The organism is Nocardia fusca NBRC 14340, assembly GCF_001618425.1.
Classification (GTDB): Bacteria; Actinomycetota; Actinomycetes; order Mycobacteriales; family Mycobacteriaceae; genus Nocardia; species Nocardia fusca.
In genome coordinates, this window is record NZ_BDCU01000038.1 from 143,286 (window position 1) to 162,485 (window position 19,200).

The 19,200-nt window shown below is 64.4% G+C and carries 16 protein-coding genes and 2 pseudogenes; 7 read left to right on the forward strand and 11 right to left on the reverse strand.

Annotation, left to right across the window (positions count from 1 at the left end; genetic code table 11):
* Positions 1-7 precede the first annotated feature (7 nt).
* From NF4_RS24760 to NF4_RS24770, 3 genes are all read right to left on the reverse strand, one after another.
* Entirely contained in the window at positions 8-772 is a 765-nt protein-coding gene (locus NF4_RS24760) for an SDR family NAD(P)-dependent oxidoreductase (protein WP_063129773.1), read from the reverse strand.
* Positions 773-810: 38 nt separating this feature from the next.
* On the reverse strand, positions 811-1,560 hold the full coding sequence (locus tag NF4_RS24765; protein WP_198165463.1) for a crotonase/enoyl-CoA hydratase family protein: 750 nt from the start codon (positions 1,558-1,560) through the stop codon (positions 811-813).
* Positions 1,561-1,659: 99 nt separating this feature from the next.
* The gene (locus NF4_RS24770; RefSeq protein WP_157120561.1) at positions 1,660-1,971 is read right to left on the reverse strand and encodes a hypothetical protein; all 312 of its coding nucleotides are present in this window, start codon (positions 1,969-1,971) and stop codon (positions 1,660-1,662) included.
* Between the two features lie 144 nt (positions 1,972-2,115).
* Between NF4_RS24770 and NF4_RS24775 the strand changes: the two genes are divergently transcribed.
* The 4 genes and pseudogenes from NF4_RS24775 to NF4_RS24790 all read left to right on the forward strand — a co-directional run bounded on the left by NF4_RS24775 (position 2,116) and on the right by NF4_RS24790 (position 6,022).
* Entirely contained in the window at positions 2,116-3,291 is a 1,176-nt protein-coding gene (locus NF4_RS24775) for an amidohydrolase family protein (RefSeq protein ID WP_063129775.1), read from the forward strand.
* Positions 3,292-3,785: 494 nt separating this feature from the next.
* Positions 3,786-4,097 (forward strand): beta/alpha barrel domain-containing protein, encoded by a 312-nt coding sequence (locus tag NF4_RS24780; protein ID WP_063129776.1) that lies wholly within the window; start codon positions 3,786-3,788, stop codon positions 4,095-4,097.
* Entirely contained in the window at positions 4,094-5,098 is a 1,005-nt protein-coding gene (locus NF4_RS24785) for a 2-hydroxyacid dehydrogenase (protein ID WP_198165464.1), read from the forward strand. The genes NF4_RS24780 and NF4_RS24785 overlap by 4 nt, the downstream gene beginning before the upstream one ends.
* A gap of 10 nt (positions 5,099-5,108) precedes the next feature.
* Positions 5,109-6,022 (forward strand): annotated as a pseudogene (locus NF4_RS24790) (glycerate kinase).
* Between the two features lie 634 nt (positions 6,023-6,656).
* Here the strand turns inward: NF4_RS24790 and NF4_RS24795 are convergent.
* From NF4_RS24795 to NF4_RS24810, 4 genes are all read right to left on the reverse strand, one after another.
* Positions 6,657-8,333 carry an FAD-dependent oxidoreductase gene (locus NF4_RS24795; RefSeq protein ID WP_063129778.1) on the reverse strand — a complete coding sequence of 559 codons (1,677 nt, stop codon included), beginning with the start codon at positions 8,331-8,333 and terminating at the stop codon, positions 6,657-6,659.
* Between the two features lie 188 nt (positions 8,334-8,521).
* The gene (locus NF4_RS24800) at positions 8,522-10,816 is read right to left on the reverse strand and encodes a hydantoinase B/oxoprolinase family protein (protein WP_063129779.1); all 2,295 of its coding nucleotides are present in this window, start codon (positions 10,814-10,816) and stop codon (positions 8,522-8,524) included.
* Positions 10,813-12,930, reverse strand: coding sequence for a hydantoinase/oxoprolinase family protein (locus NF4_RS24805; RefSeq protein WP_063129780.1), 2,118 nt, complete (start codon positions 12,928-12,930; stop codon positions 10,813-10,815). The genes NF4_RS24800 and NF4_RS24805 overlap by 4 nt, the downstream gene beginning before the upstream one ends.
* Before the next feature lie 48 nt (positions 12,931-12,978).
* A complete protein-coding gene (locus NF4_RS24810; protein WP_063129781.1) occupies positions 12,979-13,329 on the reverse strand; it encodes a 2Fe-2S iron-sulfur cluster-binding protein in 351 nt (116 codons plus the stop codon).
* A 227-nt stretch (positions 13,330-13,556) separates the two neighbouring features.
* Here NF4_RS24810 and NF4_RS24815 point away from each other — a divergent pair, with 227 nt between their 5' ends.
* The 3 genes from NF4_RS24815 to NF4_RS24825 all read left to right on the forward strand — a co-directional run bounded on the left by NF4_RS24815 (position 13,557) and on the right by NF4_RS24825 (position 16,323).
* Positions 13,557-14,471 carry a catechol 2,3-dioxygenase gene (locus NF4_RS24815; RefSeq protein ID WP_063129782.1) on the forward strand — a complete coding sequence of 305 codons (915 nt, stop codon included), beginning with the start codon at positions 13,557-13,559 and terminating at the stop codon, positions 14,469-14,471.
* 203 nt (positions 14,472-14,674) lie between these two features.
* Positions 14,675-15,505: an alpha/beta fold hydrolase gene (locus NF4_RS24820; protein WP_369690950.1), complete on the forward strand. Its 831-nt coding sequence runs from the start codon at positions 14,675-14,677 to the stop codon at positions 15,503-15,505.
* Between the two features lie 62 nt (positions 15,506-15,567).
* The gene (locus NF4_RS24825) at positions 15,568-16,323 is read left to right on the forward strand and encodes a FadR/GntR family transcriptional regulator (RefSeq protein WP_063129783.1); all 756 of its coding nucleotides are present in this window, start codon (positions 15,568-15,570) and stop codon (positions 16,321-16,323) included.
* A 278-nt stretch (positions 16,324-16,601) separates the two neighbouring features.
* Here NF4_RS24825 and NF4_RS24830 read toward each other — a convergent pair whose 3' ends face one another.
* The 4 genes and pseudogenes from NF4_RS24830 to NF4_RS24845 form a co-directional block, all read right to left on the reverse strand.
* Complete coding sequence (locus tag NF4_RS24830; protein ID WP_198165465.1) at positions 16,602-17,291, reverse strand: acyl-CoA dehydrogenase family protein; 690 nt, start codon at positions 17,289-17,291, stop codon at positions 16,602-16,604.
* Positions 17,292-17,636: 345 nt separating this feature from the next.
* Positions 17,637-17,921 (reverse strand): annotated as a pseudogene (locus NF4_RS24835) (integrase core domain-containing protein); the annotation flags it as partial.
* Positions 17,922-18,244: 323 nt separating this feature from the next.
* Complete coding sequence (locus NF4_RS24840; RefSeq protein WP_198165466.1) at positions 18,245-18,778, reverse strand: chorismate mutase; 534 nt, start codon at positions 18,776-18,778, stop codon at positions 18,245-18,247.
* 169 nt (positions 18,779-18,947) lie between these two features.
* On the reverse strand, positions 18,948-19,178 hold the full coding sequence (locus NF4_RS24845; RefSeq protein WP_063129785.1) for a hypothetical protein: 231 nt from the start codon (positions 19,176-19,178) through the stop codon (positions 18,948-18,950).
* Positions 19,179-19,200: the final 22 nt, after the last annotated feature.

Consider the following 19,200-nt stretch of genomic DNA (forward strand, 5'->3'; position numbering starts at 1 on the left):
GGTGCTCCTACCGCGGTGCCATCCGGATCGCACCGTCCAACCGGATGGTCTCCCCGTTGAGATAGCGATTCTCGAGCAACGCGACTGCCAGGGAGGCGAACTCGTCCGGATGGCCGAGCCGCTTCGGGAAGGTGACCGTGTCCTCGAGCCGACGCCGTGCCTCACCCGCCACTCGCCCGAGCATCGGGGTATCCATGATCCCGGGTGCAACGCAATTGACACGGATACCTTTCGATGCCAGATCCCGCGCAGCGACCAGAGTCAGACCGACCACACCCGCCTTCGAGGCCGCGTACCCGGTCTGCCCGATCTGCCCCTCGAATGCGGCAACCGAACCGGTCAGAACGATCGATCCGCGCTCGCCCTCGACAACCTCGTTCCGGGCCATCACCGACGCCGTGGCCCCGATGACATTGAAGGTTCCTACCAGATTGGTGCGAACAACCCGCTCGAACAGCAATGAATCACCCGGTTTGCCGTCGCGGTCGATGAACCGCACCGGCCCTCCGCGGCCGGCCGTGTGCACAACCGAACGCAACGCCGCCGGTTCGGCGGCCTTCTCCGCCGCAGCGAGCACGGCCGCAGCGTCGGTAACATCGGCAACGACGAACTGTACATTGTCACCGAGCGCCGCGAGGACCTTCGCCATGTCGTCTCGTGGCAGATCCGCCACTGTGACATAGGCGCCTGCCTCAACTGCCGCCCTGGCAGTGGCCAAGCCGAGCCCGGATGCTCCACCGGTAATGAGAATGGCTTGATTCCGCAGTGTCATTCGCAGTTTCTCCGTCCTTTCGGTTTGCTCAGCGCGACTCAGCGCGCGGACCACGCAGGGGCCCGCTTTTCCGCGAAGGCACGTGCCCCTTCGGTGGCATCGCGGGACGTGATAACCGGGTCTGTGATGACCCGCTGGGCCCGGAAGGCTGCGGAATCGATGCCGAGCCGGGCCGCCATCACCTGCTTCGTCGCACGAACGGCCAACGGCCCGTTCCCAGCGATTCGCTGCGCGATCGACATCGCCTCGGGCAATGCCTGCCCCTCCTGGGTCAGCACAGTCACCAAGCCATCGCGCGCAGCATCCTCGGCGGTGACGGGATCCCCGGTCAATGCCATCAGCATGGCCCGCGAGTACCCGACCGCCGACGGCAGCCGCAGTAATCCCCCCGCCGCGGCAACAAGGCCACGCTTCACCTCCGGCAGCCCGAAGCGCGCAGTCCGTGCGGCAACGACGATGTCCGCGGCGAGCGCCAGCTCACATCCACCGGCCAGCGCCCAGCCCTCGACAGCAGCGATGAATGGTTTACTCGGCGGTCGTTCGGTAACTCCGGCGAATCCTCGCCCTGGGACAACCGGCAGCGACCCGCGCACGAAATCTTTGAGATCCATTCCAGAGCAGAATGTTCCGCCCCCGCCTGTAATGATGCCCACGACGAGATCTTCGCGTCGGTCCAACTCATCCACAGCCGCCGCGATCTGTTCAGCGGCACTGTGCGTCATCGCGTTCTTGGCCTCGGGACGGAAGAGGGTAATCGTGAGGACGCCGCCGGCCTCCTCCGTCGTCACTTCGTCGGTGATGGGATTCCTCCTCGGTGGCCGCGCGACACCGCCGCGCGGAAAATCTGGAGTGCGACGAAACTCGGTCACACTGCTGCCGGCAATCGCTCACCGACCCCGATGGTCGAACTCGCCCACGTGCATCGCGCTCTCCGATTCGATATCGCCGGAGCCGCTCTGCTTCCGGCCGGCCGCGGCCAGGGCTTCGTCGATCTCCCCGAGCCGAGACTTGATCAGATCCAGGCGCACCCGTTCGCGCTCCAGTTCAGCAGTATCGACGGCGTCCGCATTCTCGAGCGCCGCGATCCGCGCTTCACTGTCGGCGACCTCCGCGCGTAGCCGCTCCCCGGCCTCGTCGTGGGTCAATAAATCCTGGTCTTCCCAGTCGCTCTCGCCGATTATCTCGACTACCCGGTCCACCACATAACCTCCACGCCTAATTCCCGGCGACCGCTGGTCACCTACCTCGCCACACCCCGATCTTCCGGAGCCCGTTGACCGCAACGGGTGCGAGTGTATCCTGGATACGAATGTGAGTCCAGGTACAGATGGAGACGAAGAAGGATGCCACTAACAGCGGATATGCAGCTGGTTTCGGTCGACGATCATTTGATAGAGACGCCGTCGGTCTGGCAGTCACGACTGCCCCGTAAGTACCTCGAGGCCGGGCCTCGCATCATCGAAGCAACCGGAAACGAAACTGATCAGTATGGTTTTGGGCAGAAAGTGCCCAAGGGAAGTCAGGTCTGGCAACTGGACGGAAAGGTTTACGGTCAGCTCGGACTCAACGCCGTCGCCGGAAAGAAGCCCGAGGAGCTGGGCACCGAACCGCTGCGATTCACCGATATGATCCCCGGCTGCTACGATCCAGCAGCACGGGTGAAGGATATGGACATCGATGGTGTCCAGACCGAGACACTCTTCCCGTCGTTCCCGAAGTTTGCCGGCACCATGTTCCAGAACGTGCAGGACAAGGAACTGGCCCGCCTGTGCACATCGGCATGGAACGACTACGTACTCGACGAGTGGTGCGACGCCTATCCCGGTCGATTCATCCCGATGATCATCCTGCCGTACTGGGACGTCGATGCATCACTGGCCGAATTGGACCGATTGCACGATCGAGACATCCGGGCAGTCTCCTTCCCCGAGAACCCTGTCCCGCTGGGTTTCCCGTCTTTTCACACCGATCACTGGGACCGGCTCTTCGACGTGTTCGAGGAGCGCCAAATCGTGGTGGCGATGCATTTCGGCACCTCCGGGCAGGTCATCCCGACCGCACCCGAGGCCCCGATGGCCGTGTTCATCTCACTGATGGGCCTGAACTCCATGCGGAGTGTCGGCGACCTGCTGTTTTCTCCCACCTTCCACCGGCACCCAAATCTGAAGGTCTCGGTTGCCGAAGGCGGGATCGGTTGGGTGCCGTGGCTTCTCGAACGGGCCGACACCACGTGGGAACGTCACCGGTTCTACCAGAACATCAATCAGACTGTGCGCCCATCAGAATTGTTCGCCAAGCACATCTACGGCTGCTTCATTACCGACCAATACGGTGTGGACAACCGACACCATATTGGTCTCGACAACATCACGTGGGAATGCGACTATCCACATTCGGATTCTTTCTGGCCCAACACCCGAAAAGTTGTGACCGAGATGTTCCATGCGGTTCCTGATGTCGAGGCCCGCGCGATAGTCGAGGACAACGCACGTCGGCTGTACCGCTTTCCGCGGGTCTGAGGTCTGGCGTATTCGATTACCGGATCGACGAGCGATCCGTCAGCGGATGCGCTCGTCGAACCGAACCTATCCATACTCGGAATCCGTCTTCAGCATCACGGTTTTCTCAGCACGCCCGTTCGGTAGTCGGTACCGGGGCAAGCAACTCGATGCGGCGATCCTCGAGCGGACCGGCCAACACACCCGCGCGGAAGCCTCGAAGATCCTCGACGCGGCCGGGAAGTTCCATCAGGCCCGATCTGCACCGCCGCCGATATTGCGTCGGCGAACAGTACAGCAACATCATCCAGCGGTTCCCTGTGGATGCCGGCGCCGCCGGACCTACCACCGTCTGCTCCCGGCATGGTCCCGGTAATCGGTGGCGCCTCGTTGCATATCCGTACACCCGGTCCGGAGCCGGGCGAACACACGCGCGAGGTAGTTGCGTCGATTGCGGGTCGCGCCGACGACGAAACCGACACTCTCACAGGCACTTCCTATACAGAGGTCACGGTATGACTTTCACCTACACGACGCTGTGCGACGTCCCCGCGCATGTCTTGGACATCGCCAGCGACCAGCGTACCCACAGCGCTGCCGAAATCGTCATCGGCAACACCCTGGACCAGGCCGTTCCGGCACAGGTCCGGCACCTGATCCAGGCGGTCGCTACCACTACCCCGGATCGGCGCAACGCCTACAAGTGCCATGGCACCCGGGGGTTGGGAATAGCCGATTCGCGCGTAGTCATCAGCGAACCTCACCGGTCCGAAACCGCTCAGGGCGCACGTTCGGAAGCCCGCGCCTTCGAATGGGTGATCGCGTGACCGCTATCGATTTCTTCGTCACCACCCCGCTGCCCGCTCCCGGTATGCAACTGCTCGAGGCCGCTGGAACAGTGACGGTGGCCGAAAACGGGATGACGCACGCCGAATTGGCGGACGCGTGTGCCTCGGGCAACTACACCGTGGTCGTGGCGCAATTGCGCGACGAGTTCGACGCTGCCCTGCTGGACCGCGCGAAAATCGCCGGGATCAGCAATTTCGCCGTGGGGTACAACAATATCGACGTCACGGCAGCCACCGCGAACTCCGTCCTCGTCGGCAACACCCCCGGGGTGCTCACCGACGCCACCGCGGATATCGCCGTACTGCTGATGCTGGCGGTCGCGCGCCGATGTGTCGAGGCCGATGCATTCGTCCGCGCCGGAAAATTCCACGGCTGGGAGCCGGAATTGCTGCTGGGCCACGATGTGAGCGGGAAAACGCTGGGCCTGGCCGGTTTCGGCCGCATCGCCCGCGCCACCGCTCGGCGGGCCCTCGCGTTCGGGATGACGGTCGCGTTCTGCCCGCGGCCGCCGAGTGATCGCGAGGTGAGCGAGGAAGAGCTGGGCGAATTCGCCGGCCGGGTCCGCCACGTCTCCTGGACCGAACTGGTCGCGGCCAGTGACTACCTTTCCGTGCACGTACCGCTGAACGACCAGACCCGTCACCTCGTGGACGCCGCCGTCCTGAAGGCGATGAAACCCTCAGCGATCCTGATCAACACCGCCCGCGGGCCGATCGTCGACGAGCGCGCACTGGTGACAGCCCTGCGGGACGGAACCATCGCCGGTGCCGGACTCGACGTATTCGAGGACGAGCCGCGACTCGCCCCCGGGCTGGCCGAACTGCCGAATACCGTGCTGCTACCCCATGTCGGCAGTGCAACCGTGCCGGTGCGCGCCGAAATGGCTCGCCGCTGTGCGGAGAACGCGATCGCGATGGCACGTGGTGAATTGCCGCCGTACCCGGTCAACCCCGAGGCACCGCGCACAGCAGCCCGATAATATGGCGACCATGACGGTGCTCGTCGCCCCAGACAGCTTCAAAGGAACCTACAGCGCGACGGAGGTTGCCGAGGCGATCGGGCGGGGTGCGGAGGAGGCCGGGGGCCGCGCGGTGCGGCGGCCGGTCGCCGACAGCGGTGAAGGCACCCTGGACGTACTCGTAGAACCGCTTGGCCTGCGCCTCGAGACAGCCGAAGCAGCAACCCCTGGGGCCTGCCGTATGCGGCGACATTCGGGCTCTCCGACGACGGAATCGCCGTCGTGGAGATCGCCGCCGCCAGCGGAATCACCACACCACACGACGGCCCGCGCGATCCAGTGACCGCCGATACCTACGGCACCGGCATGCTCATCGCCGCGGCCGTCCGGCGCGGAGCGCGGCGGATCGTGGTCGCGGCCGGTGGCTCGGCCACCACCGACGGCGGACTCGGTGCGATTTCGGCGATCGAGGACGGCGGCGGGCTGGGCGATGCGTCGATCACCGTACTCACCGATGTCACCACGCGTTACGTCGATGCGGCCCGCGTTTTCGCGCCACAGAAGGGCGCCGATCCAGCCACTGTCGACAAGCTGACCCGGCGGTTGGCCGAGACCGCGCGCCACCTGCCACGCGACCCCGCCAGCGTGGATGGCAACGGCGCGGCCGGTGGGTTCTCCGGTGGAATGTGGGCACAGTACGGCGCCGAATTGCGGTCTGGAGCGGAGCATGTGCTGGATGCGGCCGGGTTCGACGCGCTGGCCGCGCAGGCGGCGGCAGTCGTGGTCGGCGAGGGCCGGGTCGACGGGCAGACCCGGGACGGGAAGATCATCTCCGCGATTCTCGCGCGGGCAGGTAGCACGCCGGTGTACGCGGTGGTCGGGTCGGTGGGCGCGGACCTGGGTGACTACCGCTCGCAATTCGCCGAGGTCATAGACCGGACCTGACCTGCTATTTCTGTGGAGCTAAGGGGACTCGAACCCCTGACCCCTACTCAGGGGTTCCAAATGCCTCGTGGTTCCCATTGCTTCCCGAAACATCCCGTGAACTGCGGGAACGCGGCGGCGGCAGTCCGTCCCGTCGCTTCCGGTTGGTTCCCATCGTTTCCCGTTCAAACCGGGGGTTAGTGCCAATGCCGCTTGGTTAGGCCCCGAGCGCGAGATAGGCGTCCCGGGCTGTCGAGATCACCGCGTCCGCCTCTGCGCGGCGCCCGGCCCGGCGCAAGGCCTGACCGAAGGCGAAGTGCACTCGCGCGCGGTCGTAGCGCAATGGCAGCGGTTCGAGCAGGGTGAGCGCGTGCCCGAAGGACGCGCGGGCGGCATCGAGGTCACCGCGCTGGCCGTGTCAGCGGGACCTCGGGCACGCTGGCCTGTATGTTCCCACGCACAGCGATGTCCGGTGGATAGCCGGTCATGCGGGATCCTTTCGGCATTACGGCAACCTGGTGAGCCAGTTGGCTATCTCGATGCCAAAGGGCATGGTGGGCGCCGGTGGCGGCGAGTAGCTTACCGATCGATTCCGGTGACCGAAGACCTCATCGATCGATCGTCGTTATCGCCACTCGGGAAACCGCACCTCCCGTCACTGTCGCTCTGCTGACAGGTTGCCGGCGCCGCGTATGAGGTCGATGAGCGCAGAGGCGTCTTCAGGCGGCGTGTTGCCGCGCCAAGCGACATGTTGGTCGGGGCGGGAAAGCACAAGCTTGTGCTGGTAGATATCACCGGCCTCGGCGACGCTGAGATCGATTACCTGCAGCGGCACGTTGTGCTTTCCTGCCGCCAGACAAAGGTCGGATACATCAAGAGCTGGGTCCATTCGCAGCAGTGTGAAACCGGTTTCCATCGCGTCGTACAGCGAACGGCCGTCGTTCAACCAGATATGTGGGGTTCGGCAGCCGGGAACCGTCGACGGAGTGTACGTCGCGAGGTCGTACGCAGGCGCCGATTCGGTGTCATAGGAGATGACCGGCGAGGCGTCGTAGTAGGAGCCGAAATTGAGTCCGGCGCACGCGAATTGTCCGAGGTTCACGTCGTATAGCTCCCGGCCGACTTCGGCGCGGAAGGCGTCGGCCTCGGATCCTTCGGCGAGCAGCATGGGCGGTACATTGCGCACGAGGTCGGTGTCGAGATTTGCCAGGCCGAGAGCCATTGCATGTTCGGATACCTGGTCTGTGACCGGTTTGCGTTCGGCTTCGTAGGCATCGAGCAGACCGGGCTCTGCCCAACCACTCAGGACGCCGGCGAGTTGCCACGACAAGGTCATCGCGGAGGCGATACCTGCGTTCATGCCGTATCCGGCCATCGGGATCCAGAGATGACCGGCGTCGCCGCAGATGAAGACTCGTCGGTCACGGAACCGGTCGGCGACCAACCGCCGCCCGTACCAGTCGTCGACGGAGATGATTTCGTAGTCGATCTCGGCGCCGACCGCGGCCTTGATGCCCTCATGAGGGTCGATGCTGTCGAAATCTGTGCGACCGGCAGGAAGGAAGAATTGAATGGACCACAATTCGGTGCCGTCGAGAGCCACGACGCAGCCGTAGGAGTATTCATTGAGAAACCAGGTCATCCACGCGGGGTCGACGCGACGTTTCACAGCAAGGTCGCGTGAACGGACGTACACGCCTCGTGTTCCGGAGATCACCTCTGTTCCTTCGAATTCCGCGCCGATCGACTTGCGGACGCGTGAGGTGCCGCCGTCGCATCCCACGAGATAGGTGGCGTTGAACTGTACAGACTCACCGGCGCCGTTCACGCCTCGTGCGGTGACCTGAGCCAGGTCCTGCTCGATATCGGTGATCTCGGTGCCGTAGAAAGTCCGGATATTGGGAGTAGTGCGCAGGTGTTCGCGAAGAATCGGTTCCCAGTAGAGCTGATTGCATCGGTGCGGCGGTTCCGGTGTCGGCCAACCGGAGTCGGCGTAACCGACACTGCCATAAGTATTTTCGCTCGCCGGGATACGAATCCGCGTGAGTTCGTGACCGGTCAGCGACGTCACGTATGCGACATCGTGAGGATGACTCCTGGGCAATCCGGCATTGCGGATCTCTGTGGCGATGCCCAGACTTCGATAGTACTCGAGCGAGCGTGCCGAAATGTGGTTGCATCGTGTCCGGGGTGCCGCGTCGGCGCGCTGCTTTTCGACGATGATCACGTCGATGCCACGGCGTGCCAGGTCAAGTGCGAGCGTCATGCCGACAGGACCGGCACCGATAATCAATACGTCGCCGTGTGCAGTGGTCTGCTTCTCGACCGTCATGACGGTATACGTTCCTTTCGCTGTCCGGCCCCTCCCGGAGTCCGAGACCGATCGTGGTGATGCGAGTAGCGCATCGGGTGGTGCTGCTGCGGACGATGGGAGCCCCATGTCCGTTACCCCCGAGTGGGCGGGAAGGTTGCCCGCACCACTCGGAGGCGGTGGGCGGCTGAACGACCTACCCGATGCCGTCAGCCGTGGCTGTGCGTGTTGACGAGGGCGTCGGCCCTGATCGGATGGTCGGCTGGTACGACCTGGCTGATCAGCGCTGTCGCACATCCCGGACAGAGGACTTGCCGGAAGACGACGGGTTCGTCGACATAGGTCGCCGGATCAGCCCAGACGTGAGGGCCCGCTGCCGCAGGGTCTGTCTCGATTCGGGGCAGCGCGGAAAGATACGGTTCGCCGAGCGTGCCCAGCTCTGTGCCGCAATGTCTGCACGACACCGCCGACTCCCCAACAATGATCGTGTTGTCGTCGAGGGGCTCACCCGCAGTGACGGGACCGGGCGGATCAGCAGGCGAAATACCCGCAACGGCCCGGCGTTCGGATCGCAACTGCTCGCGCCGGCGTTCTGTGGCGCCCGAATCGGGGTTGCCCTCGGAGTCCAGCACGACGCCGTACAAATCTCTGGCAGCCGATGCGGAGACCTTCGTCTCCCGCACATCTTCGGCCACCTCGCCCGGGTCACGAAGTAGCGGGTCGCCGTAGCCACCGCCGCTCTGCCAATGCACAAAGACCGCATCACCGAGTCCGATAACGGTTTCGACCTCGCTGGCCATCACGTCCTGCTCACCACCGACCTCCGCGAGGCTTTGGGGAATCCGTCCGGAGGCCAGTGTTGCTTTCACCTCGGCCCCACGCAGGACGATATCGAGCTGGGTATTGCCCGGATACCCGCCAGCGAGACCGGCATTCATGGATGTCGCCTTGCCCGACCCGGAGAACACCGAAGCCAGCGGTGTGCCAGTGTCGTGCGGAATCAGGCAGACCGATCCGCTCAGACCTCCACGCTGGCGGCCGGGGCCGCCGGAGTCGGTCTCCTCGCGCCGCCACAGCAGCATCACCGGCGAAGTGAACTCGGTCATCTCCGCATCGGGCGCACGACCCATCGGGATGACGAACATCCCGCCCGTGTCCACACCGTCGCGATCTACTCCGGCACCGTAACCCCCCGCCATCGTGTCCATTACCAATGCCACGAATGGATCTTGACGTTGATCGATACCCGCCAGGGCAACCATGTCGAAGGTGCCGCCACAGACCGACTGCACTGATTGGCGGTGCGCAGGCCGCAAGTCGAGCATCTTCGCGAAACACTCGTTGACGAGGTTGCCGACCGCCCACGCCGGTCCGACCGGGCCTTTGCCGACGGCGGCGGGGAATTGCGCGTTGATCATGCTCCCCTCTTCGACGATGATCTCGAAGCAGCGCATGAGTCCGCCTGCGGCCCAGGGGATATCACCGGCAAGCACGGGGAGCAACGACGACATGATGCCCGCGCGCACCCCGGAATAGGGGCAGTTGATCATGCCGGTCTGTTCAGCGGTGCCGCGGAAATCGAATACGAGGTGATCCTCGCGCTTGGTCATGGCGAGAGTGATCCGGTAGAGGCCGCGGTCGTCCTGCCCGGAGTGTTCCTGGTAGCCGGTGGCGTGCCAGGTGCCGTCGGGCAGCTCGCGCAGCTTGGCGCGCAGTCGTTGCTCGGCATCGGACATCATCCGCTTCATGACCGCCTTGACCGTGTCCATGCCGTAGGCCTCGAGCAGGCGGCGCATCCGGGTCTGAGCAGTGAAGTTGGCACCGATCTTCGCGCGCAGGTCGAGTTCGACCTGCCTGGGTGTCCGCGACCGCCGAATCCAGAGATCGGCGATATCGCGTTGGAGCACACTGTCGCGCACCACTTTCACCGGCGGGGTGGGCAGCGATTCCCAGAACACGTCCTGTGCCCGGGGTGTCCACGAGCCCGGGGCGACACCACCGAGGTCGAGTTCGTGAGCTACGGCGGAGGACCATCCGAACAGCTGCCCTTCGAAGAAGAAGGGCGCGAAAACGGTGGCATCGTTCTGGTGCAGGCCCCCGCCCACCCACGGGTCGTTGCACAGGAACATGTCACCCTCGCAGATACCCGGATTCTCCGCGCGGTTCTGCAAGGTCCAGTAGACGGCGAGGTCGAGGGATGCGGCGAGGAAGGTGTTGTAGAGACCGATCTGCACTTCCTGACCGAGTTCGTCGCACAGGGCGAAGTCGAAGTCGTTGGCTTCGGTGACAACGATGGACCCCGACATCCGCTTGAGCGTTTCGCCCATCTCGTCGGTGATCGATGCCAGCCGGTGACGGACTACCTCGTAGGTGAGGGGATCGAGATTTTCGATCACGTCGTCGCCGACTGTGTGCAGGCGCAACCCTTCCGGCACACCTGCTCGCAATGTTTCAGGGTCGACGGGCCGGCTGTTGAACACGTCGGCGCCAGGAATCGGACTCACGGTCGCTCCTCTGGGTTGTGATGAATGACGAGATTGCCGAGCCGGTCGATCTCCGCGGAGTCGGTGGGGCCCACCGCGACGGTGGTCGTCGGCACCTCGACCACAGCGGGACCATGGAGGGTATGGCCGGGCACGAGCCTGCGATAGTCGTAGATCGGTGTGTTCTCGAAACCGCGACGCGGATCGAGGAGCACCGGGCGGTGCTCGGTAATGGCGGCATCGACGGAGTCACAGGTGCCTCCAGCCATTTCGGGGAGAGTGACCTGCGAGGGCAGGACACCGGTGGCATGGACACGGTAGGTGATGAATTGGAAGCCGGCGTCCGCGTAACCGGTCCCTTCTCCGAACATTCGGCTGTAGCGGTGTTCGAAGTCCGCGACAGCCTCGGCCAGGGTTTCGTCGATGATCGCGCCCGCGGGAACCGGGGTGGGGAGTTCGGCCAGTTGCATGCTGTAGCGGATGTCGATCTCGCGCCGGATCACGATATCGATCAGATCGACCTCTTGGTCTTGCAGCGCTGTCCGAGCGGAGTCCTCCAGCGTGTCGAAAATCTTCGCGACGTGCTCAGCGGGAACCGGATACGTTGCCGGGTCGGACAATTCCTTGACGGTGCCGACATTGCTGGACGCCAATCCGTACGCCGAGAACGCCGCCGCCGACGGCCCGAGCGGCACCACGGTGGACTGCACGCCCAAGTCGGCGCCGTAGGCGAAGCAGTGCACCGGTCCAGCGCCGCCGAAGGCGTAGACCACGAAATCCCGTGGGTCTTCGCCGGATTCGATGACGACCTTGCGCACGAGGTCCGCGGTTTGTGCGTTCTGCACGGCGAAAATCGCCGCGGCCGCGTCCTCGACGGTCATGCCGAGGGGGTCGGCGATCTTCTCCTTGATGGCCTCCCGTGCGCGCTCCAGCGAGAGTTTCTTGCGGCCGCCCAGGAAGTTTCCGGGATTCAGGATTCCCAATACGAGATCGGCATCGGTGACCGTCGGCTCGGAACCGCCCTGGTCATAGCAGGCCGGTCCAGGGACGGCTTGGGCACTGCGTGGGCCCACCCGGAGATTTCCGCCCGGGTCGATATGCGCGATCGCGCCACCGCCGCTGCCGATGATCTGCACTTTCAGCATCGGCACGTCGATCTCGTGCTGGTTGATGATCGCCCTTGTGGCTTCGACCGGCTTGCCGTCGATGATGATGCCGACCAGGAAGGTGGTGCCGCCCACATCGGTGCAGATGACGTTGCGATGCCCGAGCTGCTCGGCGAGCCGGCCCGCTCCCGCGACACCGCCGGACAGCACCGAGCCGACCGTGGTGATCGCGGCATTCGGCGCCTGACTTGCGGCCACGGTGGTGCCGGCGCCCTGCATGATCAGCAACGGCCCGCGCAGGCCGTGATCGCGAAGGTCGCGCTCGAGTGGCTCCAGGTATCGCGCCAGCGTCGGCCCGACCTGAGTGCTCATGATCGTGGTGGCGTTGCGTGAGAATTCACGGATGCGCGGTGACAGTTCGCTCGACAGGGTCACGTACATGTCCGGGGCCTGTTCGTGGATCAGCTCCCGCAGGCGCAGTTCGTGCGCCGGATTGCGGAACGACCACAGCAGCGACACCGCGATCGCTTCGACATCCTGCTCGAGTAGCCGTGTGATGGCGTTGCGCGCCTGATCCTCGTCGAGCGGCACCACAACCGCGCCCTTGTAGTCGATCCGCTCCACGATCTCCAGCGCGCGCCGCTTGGGGACCAACGGCGCCGGCTTGCGCGTCGTCAAGATGTTCTGAATCTGTTCGGGACTGTTCCCGGCATATCGCCCGGCCACGTTCATGATGTAGATCGAGTCACGGTGGCCGATCGTGGTGAGCCAGCCGACCTCCCCGACATCACCGATGACCAGCGCGTTCAACGCGGAGGTCGTGCCATGGGCGATATGCGAGGTCTCTGCGAGCATGCCCTCGCGGGTGATGCCGATATGCGCGGCGAGCTCCTGCAGGACCTGCATCACGCCTTCGGCGTAGTTCGGTGGGGTAGAGGGGGTCTTCGTCGAAAACATGGCGCCGTCGTCTCGCGCGGCCACCGCATCCGTGAATGTCCCTCCTACGTCGATACCGATCACGTAGGACATGCCTGTGCCTTTCTCCGTTGAATCCACATGGTTGAAATCGGGCGAAACCTAGTAACCATCGGTTCCGCCGCTCGCCGCCGAACCGGTGCCACCGCCGAAGATGCGAACGAGTCGGCCGCCCGCGCCGAGCCGGATCGTGACATCCCCGCGCGGCACCGCCTGGCAGGGCAGACAGGGGCGGCCGGTGCTACCGGGCCCCGAGTGCGCGGTGTCGAGCAGTTCCTCGGCGACAGCGCTGGGGTAGTCGACCGCGCCGGCTTCCAGCCATGCCAGACAAGCCCCGCAACCTCCCCTGCGACACGTATACGGCAGCCGATACCCAGCGCGGCGAACCGCGTCGACCACGCGCTCGTCGGGCCGCGCGGCAAACACCACGTTCTCCGGCAGTACTCGGATCATTGTTCGTCACCTTCGTCGCGTGATGTCCATCACTTCGCCCCTCACACAGACTGCAGCAAAGTTCAGTAAGAATCAAGCAGTTTAGAAATTTTTAAGAACCATCTCCGCTGAAAAATGGACGTATATGCACTTACAGGTGCCAATTGACAGCTCATCCCTACAGTCATATTGTGTGTAGAAACAGATTCAAACATGCGGGAAACCGCATCAACTGAGAAGAGTTGGCTATGGGTGTGATGCGTCTGGGGTACGTCCATGCGCGGCAGACCGATCTGGCGAAGGGGGTGGAGTACTACACCGACACACTCGGGATGAAGGTCATGCACACAGACGAGCAGGGCCGCGTCTATCTGAAAGCGTGGGACGAGTACGACCATCACTCGGTGGTGCTGGAGGACGGGGGCGTCGGGCTGGTGAAGCTCGGCTACAAGTGCGCAACATCCGACGATCTCGCGGTCTTCGAAAAGCGGCTCACGCAGTTCGGCTGCACCATGGAGCGAATGAGCGCCGGAGACAACGCCGGCATCGGTGACGGAGTCCGCGTCGTACTACCGTCGGAACATGTCCTCGAACTCTACTCGGAGGCCGAGTACGTCGGCAACGAGCTGGGGTTGCTCAATCCCGCGGTGGCGCCACGCCACCCGATCGGCGCATCGGTTCCCCGGCTCGAACATGCCGTGATCACGACGACCGACGCCGCCACGGTCGAACGACTCTTCGCCGAGTGTCTGGGTTTCCACGCATCCGAGCGAATCATCGACAACGTCGAGGATCAGAACCTGATCGGCTCGTTCATGTTCTGCGGGAACTCCCCCCACGACATCGCGATCATGCCCGGCCCCAACGGAAAACTGCACCACTTCGCATTCCACCTCGAAGACTGGTCGGCAATCTTGCGCGCCGGGCAGGTCCTCGGTGACTACGACGTACCGATCGACGAAGGTCCCAAGCAGCACGGCATCACCCGCGGCATGACGATCTACATGTTCGACCCGGCCGGCAATCGGAATGAGGTCTTCGCGGGCGGCTACGCCACTTTTCCGGATTTCAAGACCATCACCTGGACTTCGGACCAGCTGACCAAGGGCGTTTTCTACGTCGGAAACGAATTGAGCGAGCGGTTCCTCAATACCGTCACCTGACCGCGCCGCCGCCCGGCTTTCACCCGCCGCCCGGCTTTCACCGGCCGATTGATGGCATTCCACACGCCACATGCGCACATCGGGACCTGTGATCGAGCAGTGCCCGACACGAGAGGGAGACTATGAAAGAGATGAGCGAAACCGGCCGAACCGTTGACGTTCACGGAATACCCACTCACTACCATGACGCCGGCAACGGACCGGTGGTTCTGCTTATCCATGGTTCCGGTCCCGGAGTCACCGCGCACGCAAACTGGCGGCCCATCTTTCCAGCGCTGAGCCAGAACTTCCGGGTCATCGCGCCGGACATGCTCGGATTCGGGTATACCGCCATACCCGACGATATGACGTTCACCATGGACACCTGGCTGTCGCATCTCACCGGTTTCCTCGACGCACTCGACATCGAAGAGTGCGCGATCGTCGGCAACAGTTTCGGCGGCGCCGTCGCGCTGCACCTGACGGCTCGTCAACCCGAACGGGTACGGCGCGTCGTATTGATGGGCAGCTCCGGCATCTCCTTCCCGCTCACGCCGGGCCTGGACGCGGTATGGGGCTATGAACCGTCCCGTGACGCGATGCGAGAGATGCTGCGCCTGTTCGCGTTCCGCAACGACCTCGTGGGTGACGAGCTCGTCGAAGACCGCTACCAGGCATCGATGCGGCCAGGGGTACAGGAGGCCTATTCGGCGATGTTCCCGCCGCCCAGGCAACACTCGATCGACGCTTTGGCCCTGCCCGAGACCGCGTTCGGCAATATCACCTGCGAAACTCTGCTCATCCACGGGTGGGACGACCGGATCGTCCCGGTCGATGTGTCACGTCGGCTGGCCGAGCTCCTGCCACACGCTCGGCTGCACATCATTTCCGAATGTGGTCACTGGGTGCAGATCGAGAAGGCCGACGAGTTCCGCACACTCGTATCCGACTTCCTTGGCACCGACCTCACGGACACTTCATCCGCCGCAGTTACCGGTGGAGCCCCGACGCCTTCACACCACACCGGAGTCGCCGACAGCGTCCTCCACCAATGACACACTCGAGGCATGCTGCGGCGAACGGTGCCGCAGCTCGAATGCCTACAGAGGAGTGGTACGTGCCCAGGACCCCGAATTCCAGAGCCGAGCAGCTTGCCACCGAGATCGAACGGGACATCCTCGACACCCGGCCGCAGCCGGGCGAACGCCTGGGCTTCCGGACCGAGCTGATCGAGCGGTACGGCGTCAGCCCCAGTGTGATGAACGAGGCGCTGCAAATCTTGCGGGAGCGGGGCCGGGTCCTCGTCAAACGAGGTGCCACCGGTGGTATTTTCGTCAATGACATCCCGCCCCAGCTGCGTATCGGCGTAGTGGACATCTGGTTCGACGGTTTGGCCGATGCTCGCCACCTGTTCGAGGCACGGCGATCACTCGAGGACCTGCTCAGCGAGACCGCCCTTCACCGGGCAACACCCGAAGACGTTCAAATGATGGCGTGGGCACTCGACGAACTACACGGTTCCCGAGATGATCCCAAACTGTTCTTCGGCGCCATCTTGCGCTTCCATATCGCGATCGCCAGAGCTGCCCGGATACCCTACGTGTCCGATTTGTACGCGACGCTGTCCACTCTTCTCGCCAACACCATCGTCAAAGCCCGCTTCATCGAAGACCACGAACGCCCAGCGGACCAAAGTGTCGTTGTGCACGGGCGTCTGCTCGAGGCCATCAAGTCCAGGGACCCTGATGCCCTTCGGCGAGCTTGCCGTGTTCACAACGAAATGGAACTACGAGAAACCCACCTCGCCCCGCACACACCTGAAAACGACGAGCAACTGAAGCTCGCCACGCAGGAAGCGGAACAACCACTGTGAGCGGTCCGCTCATCCAAGGACCGCGCTCTGCATCCCGATCCCCTGGCAACCGGGCAGAGAACCGGACCATCGTGCAGCACTTCACACGCTGCTCCGCGCCGAGCACGCCGCGCCCCAACATGTTCGAGGTCTGGCCGCAGCGCGGGAACTCGTCGGCTCGATGGTGCGGGACGCGCGGCGCGACCCACTGAAGTCACCCGACCGCGTCATCTCCGACCGCGACGCGAGGCATGCCCGACGTCATGCCTCGCACCGGGTCCCGGTGGCCCCCTGCAATATCAACCGGCCAGGACCGTGCCGTACCGCTCGACCGCGAAGTACGGATTCAGGTGGGGATGCCGGCTGCCGACAGCGACGTCCCGCCAGTTCCGCTGCAGGACGTTTGCGGTGTTGACGCCGCTCGCGCCGTGCAGGTCGAGCATGCGTTCCAGGGCAGACCGGCAGTCACGGGCAGCGTCGGCGAGATCCATGTGCAGGCGAGGACCCTCGTTCTCCGATACTTCGGTCGTATAGGCCTCGTGGGCGACCGCAAGCATGGTTGTCTCGGCGCGGTGCACCAGTTGAGTAGCCTCCGCCAGCCACTGTCGGACACCTGCGGACTCACCCATCCGGTTGTACGTGGTCATGAACGGCTTCCGGTCCGACGCGAACATCGCGCCGACCGCGTCCAGCGCGCCCAGCGCCGCGCCCACCACCGGGCTCAGTACCGTCATCGAGTACAACATCCGGTCCGCGGTCGTGAAGGGCGATGTCGCCGCGACCCGCCCGGCCGGCACCAGGACATCGTCGGCGACCACGGTCCGGCTGCCCGTGCCGCGCATGCCGGCCATGTGCCAGGTCCCCTCGATGCCGAGATCGGCCACGAGGATGACGGCGAACGAGTACACGCCGTCCACCACCAGGCCAAGCACCGCCCAGAGGGCGTCCTCGCATCCGGACACGTTCGGCCAGCGATCGCTGATCCGCACCCCACCGGGCCCTCGTTCACCCCGTCCCCCCGGAATTCCCGATCCAGTCCGGGTCCGAGGAGAGGTCCACGGACTCCAGGTGGCACCGCACGGCGATGTTCTTGGCGGTCGAGCACGTCCCGGCCACCCACGCGGTGGACGGACACGCTCGGCCCAGACGGGTCAGGCATCGGGAGACCGTTTCCGTGCTCGCCCACCCGCCGCCATACTCACTCGGTGTCCGCAGTGCTAAGAGCGCGTCTGAGAACTCCGGGTCACTTGCGGGTGAGTCGTCTCGAAAGCGTGGCGATCATGGCGATGTAGATGGGACTGCCCCGAGTTCGGTTGACTCGCGGGTTTGGTCTTTCAGGCCGCGAGTGCGGGCCGGTTCATTGCCTCGAACTCGATCGGGGTGAGCCGGCCGAGTCGGCGTTGCCGGCGGATGCGGTGGTAGGTTTTCTCGATCCACACCACGATCGCCAGGCGGAACTCGTCGCGGGTCGCCCACCGTTTCCGGTCGAGCACGTTCTTCTGCAGCAGCTCGAAGAACGACTCCATCGCCGCGTTGTCACCACAGGCTCCGCCCCTGCCCATCGAGCCTCGTAACCCTTTGACCGACAGCGCGTTCACGAACTTCCGAGAACGAAATTGCTCAGGTTCAACCGGTGGCAAGAATCAGCGACCGGCGCCGGGTCTCCGAGGTACCCCGTTCACCATCGCTCCATCGTGGAGAACCATCAGCTGCCTTGCGGTCGAACGGATATCGCCGACCCCTGCCTCCGTGGCGATCTCGGCGAATTGCCCGTGCATCCAGCGGCGATGCTCGGTAACGGTCTTTCGCGCAGGATCGCCGGGATCGGCGAATTCCGCCCCGGCGTCGATGAACGCTGCTCTCCCGGGCTCTGCGTGTCCGTGGACGAGCCCGCTTTCCGGGCAATGTCCGGAAAGCGGACCTGTAGTCATCGAACCGGGTTTCAGCCTGTGCTGCACACGGAGCGCACCGCCGTGCCGAGCGCCTGCTGGTGCAGGATGTCCAGTCCATCCAGGAGTGCCGCTGATCCGGCGGCCAGGGGGAGTTCGATGGCGCACCAGGCGGGCGTGGTGCGCACATCCACAGTGGCCCTGAGTTGTTCGAGCAGGGAGCCGGTCAGCTGGTCGAGCTGTACGCGGATCCGGGCCAGGTCCGGGCGCGTATCGGGAGCTTGGTCCGGATGTGCCTTCCAGTGGGCAAGTAGTCCGTTCTGTACGACCTTGCTCGCGGTGATCTGGTCCTGGAAGAAGGCCGCGGCCGTATTCGGGTCCAGCCCGATCGCGGCGGCCTGGCTCCGTACTCGGTCGAGCACCTGTTGTTCGCGGACGGGGTCGTCGACAGCTGAGCCGGTGCCGAACTTGGACGCTGCGACGTCGTTGCTGACGCGGAGGCGCTCCACGGCGAGGTCGATCAGCCCGCCGAGCCTGCCGAACGACGCGTTCGCCGTGACCGCGGCACTCGGCGAATCGGACGTCACGGGGGAAGGGGTGGCCACGGCCATAGGGGTTGCCAGTGACATCGTGCCGGCCACCGTTACAGCGGTGGCTGCGATTCCGCGCGCCACCCTCTTGCTCGTGCTCAACTGCTGACCTCGCTTCCATGGGAGAGCCGTGCGATTTGTGTGCGGGAGTCATTTCGGTGAGCCCCTATTCAGGTTCAATGACGTACATGATGTGGCGACCTCGATCGATCCAGGTCCATCCGCCGGATCGCGCAAGCTCGGCCATCTCGATCGTTGTGGTCGTCCCGGCGCCCCAGACGAACGGCGGGCGCAGTATCACGGTGTGCATCGTGGGTGTATCCCGCGGCAGTAGTGCCTGTTCGGTGGCGAGTTCGACGCGGCTGTAGGCGATATCGGGCCGCGTGAACGACGGCATCGCAACCGGCCAGGACAGATGT